This window comes from Polynucleobacter sp. MWH-HuK1 (assembly GCF_018881815.1).
Lineage (GTDB): Bacteria > Pseudomonadota > Gammaproteobacteria > Burkholderiales > Burkholderiaceae > Polynucleobacter.
In genome coordinates, this window is record NZ_JACVPP010000001.1 from 665,771 (window position 1) to 682,161 (window position 16,391).

14 protein-coding genes are annotated in these 16,391 nt (G+C 47.0%); 3 read left to right on the forward strand and 11 right to left on the reverse strand.

Annotation, left to right across the window (positions count from 1 at the left end; all coding sequences use genetic code 11):
• Positions 1–2: 2 nt before the first annotated feature.
• The 4 genes from secD to queA all read right to left on the reverse strand — a co-directional run bounded on the left by secD (position 3) and on the right by queA (position 4,562).
• Entirely contained in the window at positions 3–1,862 is a 1,860-nt protein-coding gene (gene secD / locus ICE93_RS03535; RefSeq protein ID WP_216185664.1) for a protein translocase subunit SecD, read from the reverse strand.
• A gap of 38 nt (positions 1,863–1,900) precedes the next feature.
• The gene (gene yajC, locus ICE93_RS03540) at positions 1,901–2,227 is read right to left on the reverse strand and encodes a preprotein translocase subunit YajC (protein ID WP_068320905.1); all 327 of its coding nucleotides are present in this window, start codon (positions 2,225–2,227) and stop codon (positions 1,901–1,903) included.
• 134 nt (positions 2,228–2,361) lie between these two features.
• Positions 2,362–3,519 carry a tRNA guanosine(34) transglycosylase Tgt gene (gene tgt / locus ICE93_RS03545; RefSeq protein ID WP_216185666.1) on the reverse strand — a complete coding sequence of 386 codons (1,158 nt, stop codon included), beginning with the start codon at positions 3,517–3,519 and terminating at the stop codon, positions 2,362–2,364.
• Positions 3,516–4,562, reverse strand: coding sequence for a tRNA preQ1(34) S-adenosylmethionine ribosyltransferase-isomerase QueA (gene queA, locus ICE93_RS03550; RefSeq protein ID WP_216185668.1), 1,047 nt, complete (start codon positions 4,560–4,562; stop codon positions 3,516–3,518). The genes tgt and queA overlap by 4 nt, the downstream gene beginning before the upstream one ends.
• Before the next feature lie 30 nt (positions 4,563–4,592).
• Here queA and recG point away from each other — a divergent pair, with 30 nt between their 5' ends.
• Both recG and ubiA read left to right on the forward strand, forming a co-directional pair.
• Positions 4,593–6,680 carry an ATP-dependent DNA helicase RecG gene (gene recG / locus ICE93_RS03555; protein ID WP_216185670.1) on the forward strand — a complete coding sequence of 696 codons (2,088 nt, stop codon included), beginning with the start codon at positions 4,593–4,595 and terminating at the stop codon, positions 6,678–6,680.
• Between the two features lie 10 nt (positions 6,681–6,690).
• Positions 6,691–7,554 (forward strand): 4-hydroxybenzoate octaprenyltransferase, encoded by an 864-nt coding sequence (ubiA, locus tag ICE93_RS03560; protein WP_216185672.1) that lies wholly within the window; start codon positions 6,691–6,693, stop codon positions 7,552–7,554.
• A 6-nt stretch (positions 7,555–7,560) separates the two neighbouring features.
• Here ubiA and proC read toward each other — a convergent pair whose 3' ends face one another.
• From proC to ICE93_RS03585, 5 genes are read right to left on the reverse strand one after another with little or no spacing between them, the layout of a single operon-like run.
• Complete coding sequence (proC, locus tag ICE93_RS03565; RefSeq protein ID WP_216185674.1) at positions 7,561–8,442, reverse strand: pyrroline-5-carboxylate reductase; 882 nt, start codon at positions 8,440–8,442, stop codon at positions 7,561–7,563.
• Positions 8,439–9,164 (reverse strand): YggS family pyridoxal phosphate-dependent enzyme, encoded by a 726-nt coding sequence (locus ICE93_RS03570; protein WP_216185676.1) that lies wholly within the window; start codon positions 9,162–9,164, stop codon positions 8,439–8,441. The genes proC and ICE93_RS03570 overlap by 4 nt, the downstream gene beginning before the upstream one ends.
• Positions 9,161–10,438, reverse strand: coding sequence for a glycolate oxidase subunit GlcF (glcF, locus tag ICE93_RS03575; protein ID WP_216185678.1), 1,278 nt, complete (start codon positions 10,436–10,438; stop codon positions 9,161–9,163). The genes ICE93_RS03570 and glcF overlap by 4 nt, the downstream gene beginning before the upstream one ends.
• Positions 10,439–10,446: 8 nt before the next feature.
• Positions 10,447–11,592, reverse strand: coding sequence for a glycolate oxidase subunit GlcE (glcE, locus tag ICE93_RS03580; protein WP_216185680.1), 1,146 nt, complete (start codon positions 11,590–11,592; stop codon positions 10,447–10,449).
• Positions 11,592–13,082, reverse strand: a complete 1,491-nt coding sequence (locus tag ICE93_RS03585; protein WP_216188246.1) for an FAD-linked oxidase C-terminal domain-containing protein — start codon at positions 13,080–13,082, stop codon at positions 11,592–11,594. Before ICE93_RS03585 ends, glcE begins: the two co-directional genes overlap by 1 nt.
• 42 nt (positions 13,083–13,124) lie before the next feature.
• Here ICE93_RS03585 and ICE93_RS03590 point away from each other — a divergent pair, with 42 nt between their 5' ends.
• Positions 13,125–13,694, forward strand: a complete 570-nt coding sequence (locus tag ICE93_RS03590) for a cob(I)yrinic acid a,c-diamide adenosyltransferase (RefSeq protein ID WP_216185683.1) — start codon at positions 13,125–13,127, stop codon at positions 13,692–13,694.
• A gap of 42 nt (positions 13,695–13,736) precedes the next feature.
• On the opposite strand, the gene ICE93_RS03595 is transcribed toward ICE93_RS03590, so the two are convergent.
• Entirely contained in the window at positions 13,737–14,861 is a 1,125-nt protein-coding gene (locus ICE93_RS03595; RefSeq protein ID WP_216861299.1) for a 3-deoxy-7-phosphoheptulonate synthase, read from the reverse strand.
• 30 nt (positions 14,862–14,891) lie between these two features.
• Entirely contained in the window at positions 14,892–16,382 is a 1,491-nt protein-coding gene (gene tldD / locus ICE93_RS03600; RefSeq protein WP_255554473.1) for a metalloprotease TldD, read from the reverse strand.
• Positions 16,383–16,391 lie beyond the last annotated feature (9 nt).

Sequence of the window (16,391 nt, forward strand, 5' to 3'; positions counted from 1 at the left end):
GCTTATTTCTCCTGTGGGCGCCAAACTTGGCCGATAGCGAGTTTTTGAATCTTCTTATGTCTGCCGTACCAGAGGTTGACAAGGCCACGTGAGAAGAAGACAGCCGAGAACATTGAAGTCAGAATACCTAGGCAGTGAACTACTGCAAATCCTTTAATGGGGCCTGAACCAAAGGCTAATAAGGCTAGACCAGCAATTAAAGTGGTGACGTTAGAGTCTAGGATGGTTGCCCAAGCTTTATCGAAACCCACTGCAATAGCGGTTTGTGGGGACGCTCCGTTGCGCAACTCTTCGCGAATACGTTCGTTGATCAATACGTTAGAGTCAATCGCCATACCGAGTGCCAATGCCATCGCTGCAATGCCTGGCAGGGTGAGTGTGGCTTGCAACATGGAAAGCACTGAAATGAGCAAGAGCAAATTGACTGCTAAGGCCATAACTGAGAATGTGCCAAATAATAAGTAGTAAGCCATCATAAAGATGGCAATAGCACCAAAACCAATTAAGAGAGACTTAAAGCCCTTCTCAATATTTTCTGCTCCCAAGCTTGGTCCGATAGTGCGCTCTTCAATGATTTCCATTGGCGCTGCTAATGAGCCTGCACGTAGCAAGAGAGCTAAGTCATTGGCGCTCTCGGTGGTAGGCTGGCCGGTGATTTGAAACTTAGAACCAAATTCACTTTGAATGGTGGCTATCGTGAGTACTTCGCCTTTGCCTTTTTCAAACAAAATCATGCCCATTGGTTTGCCAATGTTTTCACGGGTCACTTCCTGCATGACGCGACCGCCAGCAGCATCTAAGGAGATATTGACGGCAGGGCGTTGGTTTTGATCAAAGCCAGCGCTTGCATCAGTTATGCGGTCGCCACTAAAGATCACTGATTTTTTAAATACGCCCAAACGGTTTTCGCCAAAGCGGAAGGTATCCATGCCTGGAGGAGGAGTTTCGCCTAAGGCGATGGTGGATACGAGTGGATCTGCTAAGCGTGATTCGAGTGTGGCTGTACGACCAATAATATCTTTGGCACGCGCTGTATCTTGTACGCCTGGTAGTTGCACCACAATACGCTCGGCACCTTGCTGCTGAATGACAGGCTCTTTAACGGCGAGTTCATTCACGCGTTTATTTAATGTGATGATGTTTTGCTTAACAGCGTTATCTTGAATTTCTTTTAAGGCGGTAGGCTTAAATTCACCGATCACTTTTGGTGATAGCCCGGTAGGCTTGACCTGCCAAATCAATTCCGGTTGTGCTGTCATTAATACAGAGCGAGCCGCCTCAGCATCAGCAGTGCTACCAAAGCTAATGGAAATGAAGTCAGCGCCACGCTCGATGCCTTGATGACGAATATTTTTATCGCGCAATTGACTGCGAATATCCGTTGCTAAAGAAGTAACCTTCTTCTGAACCGCACCTTTCATGTCTACCTGCAGGAGGAAGTACACGCCACCACGCAAGTCCAGTCCTAAAGGCATAGGTAATGCATTAATTGCATTAAGCCATCCTGGTGTATTGGATAGTAAATTTAATGCAACAGTGTAGTTAGGATCATTTTGATCATTATTCAATTTTTGCTGCAAGAGATCACGTGCACGCAATTGAATATCGGTGTTATTGAAGCGTACTTTGATTGAGCCTACATTGCCAGCGACTTCAAAGAAGATGCCGGTGTTGCCAATGCTCGCTTCAGTCAGAATTTTCTCAACCCGAGCCTGTGTTGCCAAATCAACCTTGATGGTTGGTTTGGCAGACGAGACTTGAACCGCTGGAGCCTCACCATAGAAATTGGGTAGTGAATATAGTCCGCCAATCAGTAATGCAATGGCGATGACTAGATATTTCCAGAGAGGGTAGCGATTCATATTGAGATACTTTTAAACAAACAAATTAAGCGGATGCATTAAGCAGACTTCAGTGTGCCTTTTGGCAATACTGTAGTGATAGCGCCTTTTTGCATTTGTACTTCAGTACCGGCAGAAATTTCAACAGTCACTACTTGGTCCTTGAGTGCTGTTACTTTGCCCATGATGCCGCCAACAGTAACTACCTCATCGCCAACGCCTAATGATTCGAGCATTGCTTTAGTTTCTTTTTGACGCTTCATTTGTGGGCGAATCATGATGAAGTACAAAACTGCAAACATCAAAATCAAAGGGAGGAAGCTCATCAAGCCACCGGAATCTGCGCCCGCTGCAGGAGCTTGGGCAAAAGCGTTACTAATCCACATACAAAACCTCCATTAATTACCGATTAAAAACTGCTGATTTTTTCGACCTTTAAACCTGAGGCCGTAACCCGCAATTCTAAACTGTGTGGGGCTTTGGAGGTGATTTGAAGGGGGTTGAGCCCCCTGTAGGGCTATTAGTCCTGCCCAGGCTCTACGCCGCGCTGGCGATTGCTGTGAAATTCCTCACGATAGGCGCTAAAGCGGTCCTTACTAAGTGCCTCGCGGACCTCAGTCATAAGCTGCAGGTAGTAGGACAGGTTGTGGATGGTATTGAGTTGGGACCCCAGGATCTCATTCGCCTTTTGGAGGTGATTTAAATAGGATCTTGTGAAGTTTTGGCAGGTATAGCAGGCACAGGTTGGGTCTACAGGGCGATCATCGTCCTTATATCCAGAATTACGCAGTTTTAGGTCTCCAAAACGGGTGAAAAGCCAGCCATTACGAGCATTACGGGTGGGCATCACGCAATCGAACATATCAATGCCCAAGCTGACCCCCAATATCAGGTCTTCTGGAGTGCCCACGCCCATCAAATAGTGAGGCATATGTTCTGGCAGTTTAGGGGCGGTGAAATTGAGAATGCGCTCAAACTCGGGCTTGGGTTCGCCAACGGAGAGTCCGCCAATTGCAATTCCATCAAATCCTTGCTGGCTGACAGCATCTAGAGAAAATTCGCGCATATTCTCAAACATGCCGCCTTGGACAATCCCAAATAGACCGTTGCCAGTCTCTAGTTCGCGAAAGCGTTTGAGTGAACGGTCACCCCAACGAAGTGACATTTCTAGCGAGGCGCGTGCAGTTTTTTCAGAAGTGGGTTGACCCTTAATCTCATAAGGAGTGCATTCATCAAACTGCATAGCGATATCGCTATTGAGTACCGCTTGAATTTCCATCGACACTTCTGGGGACATAAATAATTTGTCGCCATTAATAGGCGAGGCAAATGTGACGCCCTCTTCAGAGATCTTGCGTAATGCGCCCAAGCTAAATACTTGAAAGCCCCCGGAGTCAGTCAGAATTGGTTTGTCCCACCCCATGAAGCGATGAAGGCCGCCATGTTTTTTGATGACATCTAACCCTGGTCTTAGCCAAAGGTGAAAAGTGTTTCCCAAAATAATTTGCGCCTTAGCTTCATGCAAATCACGAGGTGTCATGGCCTTCACCGTGCCGTACGTACCAACAGGCATAAAGATTGGCGTTTGTACGCTGCCGTGTGGGAGGTCAAGCTGACCAAGTCGCGCTGGGCTCTGAGAGTCGCGCGCCAAAATATTGAAGTGAACTGGTTTGGTCATAATTTTGTATTCTCGAGTCGGCAAAGAAACATCGCATCTCCATAACTAAAGAAACGATACTTCTGTGAAATGGCGTGTTGATAGGCGGCACGAATGTTATCCACTCCTGCTAATGCACTAACTAACATTAATAAAGTAGATTTTGGCAGATGAAAGTTGGTTAGCAAGCAATCCACCGCTTTAAATTGATAGCCCGGGGTGATAAAGAGATTAGTTTCACCGCTGTTTTGTCCGCTTGCTGCTTGACTCTCTAGGGCTCGAAGGCTGGTAGTGCCTACAGCAATTACTCGGCCACCATTGTTCTTGGTCGTCTGGATTACCTCTAAAGTTTCATTTGGAATGGAGTACCACTCATAGTGCATCTTGTGTTTTGAGAGATCTTCTTCGCGCACCGGAGTAAATGTTCCTGCGCCAACATGCAATGTGACAGTTGCTTGATTTACACCCAAATCTTTGATCCTTTGCAAAATTGCTTCATCAAAATGTAGGCCTGCTGTTGGGGCGGCAACTGCACCTGGGTTTTTAGCTACCACCGTTTGATAGCGCTGCGCATCTTCACCATCTGGTTGATGTTCGATGTAAGGAGGCAGAGGGAGTTCGCCAAAGCGCTCAAGCAAAGAAAATACATTTTCAGGAAAGCGGACTTCATAGAAGCGCCCGTCATATCCAATCATCTCTACTGGAAATGTTTCGCCTGCTTTATTGTGAATATGAACAATACTGCCAGTCTTTGGTACCTTAGAAGCTCTAATTTGTACCCAAGCCTGCATTTCGCCACTAATGCGTTCGATCAGGAGTTCAACATTGCCACCGGTCTCCTTTTTGCCGTGTAGTCGAGCCGGAATAACCTTGGTGTCATTGAAGACTAATAAGTCCCTAGGCTGAACGAGGCTAAGAATGTCCTTAAACTGTCGATCTACCAATTGGGCGTCATTTAGCCCATCAGTCCTGACCTCTAAGAGGCGACTATCGGTTCTATTCGCCAAGGGATGTTGGGCGATTAGTTCAGCGGGAAGTTCGTAATTGAAGTCGGAAAGTTGCATAGCGTTACCATCAGGTATTAGATTTTAACGATGACTAATAAACAACCGCCAAGCACACTCCAAAAAATGGGTTTAGACAGCCCTATGGCCCTTGCTTTGCACTTGCCATCCCGTTATGAGGATGAGACAGAGTTGCTCACTATTGAAGAAGCCATTGCCCAGGGTAGGCTCGCCTCAGCACAGACGCAAGGCGTTGTGATTCGCAACCAGGTCTTATTTCGACCCAGAAGACAGATGATTGTCACTATTGAGGATGAGACCGAGACTCTAAATCTACGCTTTCTCAATTTCTATCCCAGCCAGCAAAAACAGATGGCGGTCGGCGTCCATGTTCGAGTGCGTGGTGAGGTACGAAATGGTTTCCAGGGCTCGGAGATGGTTCATCCGACTGTACGCGCTGTAACTCCAGATGCGCCGTTACCAAATAGCCTTACTCCAGTCTACCCAGCAAGCGCTGGTGTTTCACAGGTTGTTATTCGTAAAGCAGTTACACAAGCTTTGCGTCACCCCAGCTTGCAAGATAGCTTGGCAGAGTTCTTGCCTAAAAAATTGATGGCAGAGCTATTACCCAGCAATGATTGGCCCAGTTTGCAATCTGCAATCACCTATTTGCATCAACCTCCTGCTGACGCCAATACCCAATCATTGCTAGAGCGTACGCATCCCGCCTGGCGTAGGGTGCAATTTGAAGAGTTATTGGCTCAACAAATCTCTTTAAAGCGAGCGCATGCTATTCGTCGCGAACGTCATGCACCAAGCTTTCATAAGTTTCAGGATGAGGGTAAAGATAAGGCTAGAGTGCATTCTCTTGAAGAAGGCTTGTTGAAAGTTTTACCTTTTAAATTAACAAATGCGCAAGATCGCGTTTGGTCAGAAATTAGCGGGGATCTCTCTAAGTCTTTTCCTATGAATCGCCTACTCCAAGGGGATGTCGGTAGTGGTAAGACTGTAGTTGCTGCCTTGGCTGCAGCGCGGGTCATGGATCATGGTTATCAAGCTGCCATCATGGCGCCTACAGAGATTTTGGCTGAGCAACATTACCTAAAGATGAAGGAATGGTTTGAACCTTTAGGGGTAAAAATTGCTTGGTTATCAGGTAGCCTAAAAGCGAAAGAGAAGAGACTGGCTCAAGAGGTGATTGAAAATGGGCAGGCCCAACTTATTGTTGGCACGCATGCGCTTATTCAAGAAAGCGTGAGCTTTGCCAAACTAGGCTTGGCAGTGATTGATGAACAGCATCGCTTTGGTGTGAGACAACGTTTAGAGATTCAGCAACGCGTCGGATCAGAATTGTTTTACTGTCATCAGTTAATGATGTCTGCAACTCCCATACCTAGAACATTAGCAATGACGTACTACGCTGATTTGGATGTTTCTGTCATTGATGAGTTACCTCCTGGCCGTAAACCGATTGCTACTAAAGTAGTTAAAGCTAGCCGCCGTGATGAAGTGATCGGTGGTTTACAAAGTTGGTTATCAAAAGGACTTCAGGCCTATTGGGTCTGCCCGCTCATCGAAGAGTCTGAAGCGCTGCAATTACAAACAGCTACAGAAAGCTTTGAACAGCTGACTCAAGCTTTGCCTGGCTTTAAGGTGAGCTTGGTTCATGGCAGATTAAAGGCAGAAGAAAAAGCGGCAGTAATGGCTGCCTTTAAGGCAAATGACATTCAACTTCTGGTTGCCACTACGGTGATTGAGGTAGGGGTCGATGTGCCTAACGCTGCACTAATGGTGATTGAGCATGCGGAGCGTTTTGGTTATGCTCAGATTCATCAATTACGCGGGCGTGTAGGAAGAGGGTCTGCAGATTCAGTATGTATCTTGATGTATGCCGAGCCACTTTCAATGGCCGCTAAAGAACGCTTACAAACCTTGCGCGAGACCTCGGACGGATTTGTAATTGCAGAGCGTGATTTATCACTTCGTGGTCCGGGGGAGTTGCTCGGTGCGAAGCAGTCAGGCGATGCCATGTTGCGCTTTGTAGATCTCCAACGCGATGCCTGGTTGATTGAGCTTGCGCAGCAGGCAGCTGATCGTTTGCTTGCCGAGCACGTGGATCTGGTGGAGCGCCACCTAGAGCGCTGGCTTGGATCTCGTGCAGAGTTTCTAAAAGCTTGATAATTACCTTATGAGCTTAAAAGGGCGTTTCATTTCTTATGGGTATTTAATTAGGTTGGATAAACCTATTGGCACGCTATTGCTGTTATGGCCTACGCTCTGGGCTCTCTGGTTGGCTAGTAGCGGTACTCCCGATTTATCTATCTTGTTTATCTTTACTCTGGGTACCTTTCTTATGCGTAGCGCAGGTTGTGCCATTAACGACTACGCAGATAGAGGCTTTGACCGTCATGTCAAAAGAACCCAAGGACGCCCTGTCACAAGTGGAAAAATTTCTGGGAGAGAGGCGGTGGCTGTAGCAGGTACGCTAGCATTCATTGCTTTTTTACTGATTCAGCCTCTGAATGCATTTACAAAGCAACTATCAGTACTTGCGCTACTGGTTGCCTTTATTTACCCCTTCACTAAGCGTTTCTTTGTAATGCCTCAAGCAGTCTTGGGAATAGCTTTTGGCTTTGGGATTCCAATGGCGTATGCAGCGATTCTGGATTTCATTCCACTGGAGGCTTGGGTTTTATTTGTGGGGAATATTTTTTGGACCATTGCTTATGACACAGCCTATGCCATGGTTGATCGCGATGATGATTTACGTCTGGGTTTAAGAACTTCAGCTATCACTTTTGGTCGTTATGATGTCATCGCCATCGCTGTGAGCTATGGAGTGCTATTTATCAGTCAAGTATGGGTAGCGCAATTGGCTGGATTAAGTAACTATTTTTTACTGGGTTGGTTCCCAGCTTTGGCTTGCGCAATCTATCACCTAAAACTGGTTTCTTCTCGCAATAGGGAAGATTGCTTTAGGGCTTTTCGCCATAATAATTGGCTTGGTGGATTTTTATTTCTCGGAATTGTTCTGGGTTTGGCTGTTAACTAGAGTTAACTAGCTCTGACCCAACTCATCACCCATAGCTTTACCGCGTTGACTCGCTGCATCAATTGCTTTCCCCAAAATCTCGTGCCAGCCTTGTTGCTTCATCACATCTAAGGCTGCTGCGGTGGTACCGCCCTTAGAAGTAACCCTCTCGCGCAAAACGCCGGCATGCTCATCAGAGTTATGGGCTAACTGTGTAGCCCCCTCAAGGGTTGCATAGGCTAGTTTGCGTGCGGTTGCAGTATCGAGACCCAGCTTTTCACCAGCAGATTGCATTGCCTCTAAAAAGGCAAAAACGTAGGCAGGACCACTTCCAGAAACGGCGGTGACTGCATCCATCAGTTTTTCTTCAGGCACCCATACCGCTTGGCCTACCGCATTGCAAATGGTTTCGGCTAAAGCGCGATCAGCTTGATCAACTGCAGCATCGGCAAAGAGTCCAGTGATCCCTTTGCCAATTAATGCAGGAGTATTAGGCATGGCACGAACACAGCGTGTGTGATCAAGCCAGCGACTCATGTCTTTAAGGCGAATGCCAGCAGCGATGCTAAGGATTAGTGGACCAGGTGCGCTTGCATGCTTGAGTTTTGCAGCCAATCCTTTTGCAACAACATTAAAGTCCTGTGGCTTGATTGCCATAACAACGACATTATTTTTAGAAAAGTCAAAAGCAATTTGCTCTAAAGCGCCAATACCCTGAACGCCATAGTCTTCATAAAGTTTTAAAGCTGTTGAAGGGTTTGTCTCTACAACAGAAATTTGATTTGGCTCAAATCCGTTTGCAAGAAGGCCGCTAATTAGGGCGCGCCCCATGTTGCCACCACCAATAAATGTGATGTGGGCGTTGCCATTTTTTTGTGTGCAGTTTTGTGCAGTTTTATTTGTGCTCATTTGTTAATCTTATCGCGCTTCCCAAAAATGGCTGTACCAACACGCACCATCGTGCTTCCCTCTAGGATTGCTGCTTCTAAATCATCGGACATGCCCATAGAGAGGGTGTCAAAAAACTGGTATCCCAATTCACCAACGTGGGCAGCTTGAATTTGTAGAAAGCATTCACGTACGGCGGCAAACGCTTGACGTTGCTGCTCTATGTTTGGACTAGGTGCAGGAATGGCCATCAATCCCCTGAGAACTAAATTCGGTAACGAGGTGAGGGCATTGCATAGTGCCTCAACTTCCGCCAGTGAGACACCACTTTTACTATCTTCTTCACTCACATTGATTTGTGCGCAAACCTGCAGTGGGGCTAAATCAGGAAACTCGCCGCGTTGAGTAGAAAGGCGTTCTGCGATTTTGAGACGATCGACGCTATGAACCCAGTCAAAATGCTCAGCTACTTCTCTGGTTTTATTGCTTTGTAGTGGTCCAATAAAATGCCACACCAACCAAGGGCGTAGTTTGGCAAGCTTCTGGATTTTTTCAACGGCCTCTTGGACATAGTTTTCTCCAAAGGCGGATTGACCAGCATGCATTGCTTCTTCCACTGCCGAAGCCGTAAAGGTTTTACTGACAGCTAAAAGTTCAATTTCTTCAGGCTCACGTTTTGCTGCTAGAGCGGCGAGTTCAATCCGCTCCCTGACTTGCATCAAATTAACAACAATGGAATTCATGAGGACTTGGAGGATTTAGCAATCAGTTGATCGACAATCTCGATCCAATGCAATACTGGAGTGTCATCTTGCTGGAGATGGGTGATGCAGCCAATATTTCCGGAAACAATCACCTCAGCACCTGATTCTTCGCAGGCGGCATTTAAGTGGGTGAGCTTGTTTTTACGAAGCTGTTCAGATAGTTCTGGCTGTGTCACGGAGTATGTGCCTGCAGAGCCACAACATAGGTGACTATCCGAGCATAAACGTACGCCGATACCAATACTTGAAAGTAGTCCCTCTACCTTGCCACGGATTTGTTGACCGTGTTGTAAGGTGCAGGGTGGGTGATAGACCACACCAGGTTTGGGATCGGCACCTACTAGTTGCACAAGCTCATCTTGTAATGCGGGAAGAATCTCAGAAATATCTTTAGTTAAATCAGAGATCTTTTTGGCTTTGGCAGCATAGGCAGGATCATTTGCAAACAAATGTCCATAGTCCTTCACCATCACCCCGCAACCAGATGCTGTCATCACAATCGCTTCAATACCACTTTCAACCAAAGGCCACCAGGCATCAATATTTTGCTTAGCATTATCGAGACCGCCAGCTTGATCATTGAGGTGATAACGCAAAGCTCCACAACAAGTGGCGCTGGGCGCGCTAATCAATTGAATCTTCAGTGCATTCAGTACACGCGCTGTCGCTGAATTGATATTTGGCAACATACCTGGCTGAACACAGCCTTCCAGTAAAACCATTTTGCGCTGATGTGTAGTGGTAGGCCGTGCGTATGGGTCAGTCGAGTTTGTCAATGCATTATTGAGGGTCAATGGGATCTTGCGTTTAATGCCGCTAGGCATTAATGGCCGTACAAAGCGACCCAAAGTCATTGCGGTGTTGAATAAAGCTGGATTGGTTAAGCCCTCTTTTAAAGCCCAACGAGTTAGGCGTTGAGCGATTGGACGCTCAGGCGTATTTTCTTCTGCCCATTTACGACCAATATCAACCAAGTTACCGTATTGCACGCCGCTTGGGCAAGTGCTTTCGCAATTGCGACAGGTTAAGCAGCGATCTAAATGCAGACGTGTCTTTTCTGTTGGGACTTGGCCTTCAGCGATTTGCTTGATGAGGTAAATGCGTCCACGTGGACCATCTAATTCATCGCCTAGGATTTGATAGGTTGGACAGGTGGCAGTACAAAAACCGCAGTGAACGCATTTGCCCAGAATGCGGGCTGCCTCGATACCTTCCGGTGTGTTGGCAAATTGAGGGGCGAGTTGAGTTTGCATAGAAATACTTATGGAAGACGTTTAGTGGCAAATACACCAGCAGGATCAAAGGCGGATCTCAAGCGTTCTTGTACGGCTTCAAGAGCTTTGGAATGGGCTTGTTCTGTGAGTAAGGTAAAGCGCTGGTAAGAAGGGTCTATATTTGCACCCTGTCTAAAGCGCGTTGCATGGCCACCATGAGAATTGGCAATCGCTTTGATGGCTGTAAAGGTAGCTTCATCACCAGGCGCTTTTATCCAGCGTTGCTGTCCATGCCACTCGAGAACAATGTCATCGTTTGCACCAGGAATTACTATTGGTCCGCAAGCTGCAGGCAGGGCTAGCCGATACAAGGTTTGATCTGCGCCAAGTTTGACGAAAGCGGAAAGCTTTTGCTCGCGCAAATGACTCCAAAAATCTTTGGCAGCTTCTTCATTGAGTTCGCTGGCATTAACTAAAGAACTCATGAGTGGGATCGCAGCCTTAACTGCAGCTGCAGCGCCGGCAAGACGGAAGGTTAGCTCTCCATCTCCATCTCTAGCTGAGCCAATCCAACAGCTAGCAGAAAGTGGCAGTGGCTGGCCCGCCCATTCATTTAATGCTTTTAGTGCTTTCTCTTGAGAGATTTGGCAGCGTAAGGTTGCAGTCGCAGCAGGCTTTGGCAATACTTTTACTGAGGCCTCTAATAGGAGAGATAGAGTGCCTAATGAGCCAGGTAGTAAGCGAGAAACATCATAGCCTGCAACGTTCTTCATGACCTTACCCCCAAAGGATAGATCTTGTCCTTTGCCATCTAGGATGCGAGCGCCCAATACGAAGTCGCGGAAATTGCCAACGGTGATGCGGCCAGGACCAGCTAGACCTGCAGCAATAGCGCCACCAAAGGTTGCATTTTCACCAAAGTGTGGAGGCTCAAACGCAAGCACCTGATTTTTTTCTTTGAGGGCTGCTTCAATTTCTTTTAGTGGCGTGCCTGCGCAAGCGGTGATAACCAGCTCTTCTGGTTGGTATTCCAAAATGCCAGAGTAAGGGCGAGTATCTAGCTTGGCATAGTTATTGGGATTGCCATACCAAGATTTTGTACCCCCGCCTTCAATGGAGAGAGGGGTTTTGTTCTTGGCTGCATTCAGAATTTGTTCGCGAAATACATCAACTTGTAAATTGGAGTGACTCATTAGAAGCGCTCCAATTCTGGATGAGGTAATTGACCACCGCTAATACGCATGCGGCCATACTCAGCGCAACGGTTGAGCGTCGGAATTGCTTTATCTGGGTTGAGGAGCTTCTCTGGATCGAAGGCGCTCTTCACGCCCCAGAAAGATTCACGCTCACCATCGCCAAACTGTACGCACATAGAATTAATTTTTTCAATACCAACACCGTGCTCACCAGTGATCGTGCCGCCAAGCTCAACGCAAGCTTCCAAAATTTCAGTGCCGAATTCTTCTGCGCGATGCCACTCTTCCTGATCAGCGCCGTTAAACAAAATTAGGGGGTGCATATTGCCGTCACCAGCATGAAAAACGTTTAAACAACCAAGTCCATATTTCTCTTCCATACCTTGGATGCGCTTGAGTAGAGTAGCTATATGACGACGGGGGATGGTGCCGTCCATGCAGTAGTAATCAGGGGCTAAGCGGCCTGCAGCCGGGAATGCATTCTTGCGACCGCTCCAGAATTTCAAGCGCTCACTTTCATCTTTTGAAATCTGAATGCCGCTCGCACCTGCTTGTTCAAGCACTCTAGTCATGCGCTCAATTTCTTCAGCAACTTCTTCTGGAGTGCCATCAGATTCACATAACAAAATTGCCGCAGCATCTAAATCATAGCCTGCGTGGACAAATTCCTCTACGGCACGAGTGGTGGCTTTATCCATCATTTCCAAGCCAGCAGGAATAATGCCAGCAGCAATGATGGCGGCAACTGCATTGCCACCTTTTTCGATGTCATCAAAACTTGCCATGATCACGCGAGCCAATTTTGGTTTGGCAACCAATTTGACTGTCACTTCAGTAACAACCGCGAGCATTCCTTCGCTACCCATCATGATTGCTAGCAAGTCAAGGCCGGGTGCATCTGGTGCTAAGCCGCCAAACTCTACGATCTCACCATTCATCAGTATTCCACGGACGCGCAGAACGTTATGTAAGGTGAGTCCATATTTTAGACAATGCACACCACCGGAGTTTTCATTCACGTTGCCGCCAATAGAGCAGGCAATTTGTGAAGAAGGGTCTGGCGCGTAATACAAACCAAGATGTGCAACTGCTTCAGAAATGGCAAGATTGCGAACACCAGGCTGCACAACTGCAGTGCGAGTAAATGGATCAATGCTGATAATTTTCTTAAGCTTGGCTAACGAAAGCACCAATCCTTGTGAAAGGGGCATTGCACCTCCCGAGAGGCCAGTTCCAGATCCGCGAGGTACAACAGGAATTTGCATTGCATAGCAAATCTTCAAAATCTGGGCTGCTTGCTCCTCGGTTTCTGGCAAAGCTACTGCCAAAGGCATTCTTCTGTAGGCAGCCAGACCATCACATTCATAGGGAATGGTGTCTTCTGGTTCCCATAGAAGGGCGTGTTCCGGAAGGATTGGGCGCAAAGCCGAAACCAATTTGGACTGAAGGGCGCTAATAGCGGCTAAATCGGGGGGTGGGGTCACCATATTCATAAGAATCATTTTAGCCATTTACCTATAATTAAGCTTATGGGAAATCGACTATCAAAAATCGCCACCAGAACAGGTGATGCCGGGATGACTGGCTTGGGTGACGGCAGTCGCGTGGAGAAGGATCATCTGCGTATCTGCGCTATGGGTGATATAGATGAATTGAACTCAGAAATCGGGGTTTTGATGACTGAGCAGATTCCCGAGGGTATTTCTGATGAATTGCATGAGCTTTTCCTGCAGGTGCAACATGATTTATTTGATTTAGGGGGTGAGCTTTGCATCCCCAACTACAAGTTACTCAACCCTGAGCATGTAGCTCAGTTAGATGTTTGGCTTGAAAAATACAACAAACAACTACCGCCTTTGACTGAATTCATTTTGCCAGGCGGTACCCGCGCTGCCGCGCAGGCACATGTGTGTCGTACAGTTTGCCGAAGAGCGGAGCGTTCGATTGTCCGCTTAGGTTGGGAAGAGCCTTTATATGATTCCCCTAGGCAATATGTGAATCGTCTATCAGACTTGCTCTTTGTGCTGGCTCGCATCTTAAATCGTGCAGCTGGTGGATCTGATGTGCTTTGGAAGCACGAAAAAAAAGAGACTAAATAATTTAGTCTCTTTAGTTTTGCTTCTTGCAAAATTAATTCCGCATTATTTTTTCTTGCTTCTACGTTTTTTAACGGCAATAGCAAGACGCTCCAATACTTTCACCGAATCATCCCAGTTAATACAAGCATCGGTAATACTGCGGCCGTATTCCAATTTGCTTGGATCATCTTTGCCTGGTGTAAATTTCTGAGCACCATCATTTAAATGGCTTTCTACCATCACACCAAAAATCTGATTTGAGCCGGATTCAATTTGCTGTGCAACATCATCAGCAACCAGGATTTGACGCTCATGTTTCTTGCTTGAATTAGCATGAGACAAGTCAACCATCAAACTGGCTGGAAGCTTGGCCGCTTCAAGCTCAGAGCAGGCAGCCTGTACGAACTTCGCTTCGTAGTTCGGCTCCTTACCACCACGTAAAATGACGTGACAATCTTTATTGCCTTTGGTTTCAACAACAGAAACTTGACCATTTTTATGAACAGACAGGAAATGATGTGGACGACCTGCTGCCTGAATAGCATCGGTAGCAATCTTTATATTGCCATCAGTACCATTCTTAAAGCCGATCGGTGCAGAGAGTCCTGAGGCGAGTTCGCGATGTACTTGGCTTTCAGTCGTACGTGCACCAATTGCTCCCCATGAAATCAGATCAGCAATATATTGCGGAGAGATGACATCTAGAAATTCGCTACCAGCTGGCATGCCGAGGCGATTAATTTCCATCAGCACTTGGCGGGCAAGACGTAATCCTTCTTCGATGCGATAGCTTTCATCAAGGTAAGGGTCGTTGATTAAACCCTTCCAGCCAACAGTGGTACGTGGTTTTTCAAAATATACACGCATCACAATTTCCAGTTCGCTAGAAAAACGTTCGCGCTCATTTAAAAGACGTTGGCAGTATTCCAGTGCTGCCCGTGGATCATGAATAGAGCATGGGCCAATAATGACCAATAAGCGATCATCTTTACCGTGAATAATGTCGCGAATCTTTTTGCGAGTTTTGCTGATCAGCGCTTCTGTTGGAGTTCCAGAAATTGGAAAAAAGCGGATTAAATGCTCTGGCGGAGGCAGAACAGAAATTTTGTCGATGCGTTGATCGTCGGTATCGGAGGTCTTGTCGACCACGGAGTACCAATTAGCGGGATTTGTATTTTGTTGGCTCATCTGGCTATTTTAAGCCGTAATTTGCCAATATCAGGCAGTCCCGCCCACGGTAAGGCTATCAATCCGGAGTGTAGGTTGCCCAACTCCAACAGGAACGCTTTGCCCTTCCTTGCCGCAAACCCCTACGCCGCCATCGAGTTTGAGGTCATTTCCGATCATGGAGACCTGTTTTAGGGATTCTGGACCGTTGCCAATAATGGTGGCGCCTTTGACGGGATATTGGATTTTGCCGTTTTCAACCCAGTAGGCTTCTGAAGCAGAAAAAACAAATTTGCCGCTGGTGATATCTACTTGACCACCGCCAAAATTGACCGCATACAAACCGCGTTTAATACTGGCCACGATTTCTTGTGGATCGTCTTTGCCAGCCAGCATGTAGGTATTAGTCATGCGTGGCATCGGAAGCGAAGCAAAGCTTTCGCGTCGACCATTGCCGGTCAGGGGCATATTCATTAAGCGTGCATTGAGGCTGTCCTGAATATAACCCTTCAAAATGCCATCCTCAATTAATGTGGTGCATTGCGTAGGCGTACCTTCATCATCAATGTTTAAAGAACCTCTACGACCAGATAGGGTGCCATCATCCACTACTGTGACACCTTTAGCGGCAACGCGTTGTCCAATTCGACCGGAAAATGCAGAGGATCCCTTGCGATTAAAGTCGCCCTCAAGACCATGGCCAACTGCTTCATGCAAAAGGACACCAGGCCATCCTGGTCCCATCACCACGGTCATTAGGCCTGCTGGGGCAGAACGTGATTCTAAGTTCAATAATGCACCATCAACCGCTTCATCAACATAGCGATTGATGAGTTCTTGATCGAAGTACAGGTAATCGTGGCGCGCGCCACCACCGGAAGATCCAGATTCACGTCGACCATTTTGTTCTGCAATGACGTGAACGGAAACGCGCACCAAGGGGCGGACATCGGCAGCCAACAAGCCATCAGCTCTCACCACCAAAACTACATCAAACTCTCCAGCAAGACTTGCCATCACCTGAATGATGCGTGGATCACGCGCCTTCGCTCTGCGTTCGATGCCTTCTAGTAGGGCGATTTTTTCCTTGGGCTGTAGTGAGTCAAGAGGGTTGATGTCTGAGTACAGCTTATTGGATACGGGATTAAATAATTTGCTTGCAACTGCTCGCTTGCCGCCTGCAGGACCGATTACTCGGGTTGCTTTTGCTGCCTTGCTTAAAGCTTCTAAATTTATTTCATCTGAGTAGGCAAAGGCAGTCTTATCACCATAGATAGCGCGTACTCCAACGCCTTGATCAATATTGAAGCTACCAGATTTAACGATGCCCTCTTCAAGACTCCAGCTCTCGCTGCGAGTATGTTGAAAGTAAAGATCCGCATCATCAAGGCGATGGGTGAATAGATGGCCAAAGGTGTGATGTAAATCTTGTTCTGATAATCCTGTTGGCTCAAGCAAAATTGATTTAGCTAATTTAATGAGGTCTGCTTGCTTTTTGGCGTTAGTCCAATTTGCCGGAAATAGTGCTTCTGGTGCATTCATTTGATTGGG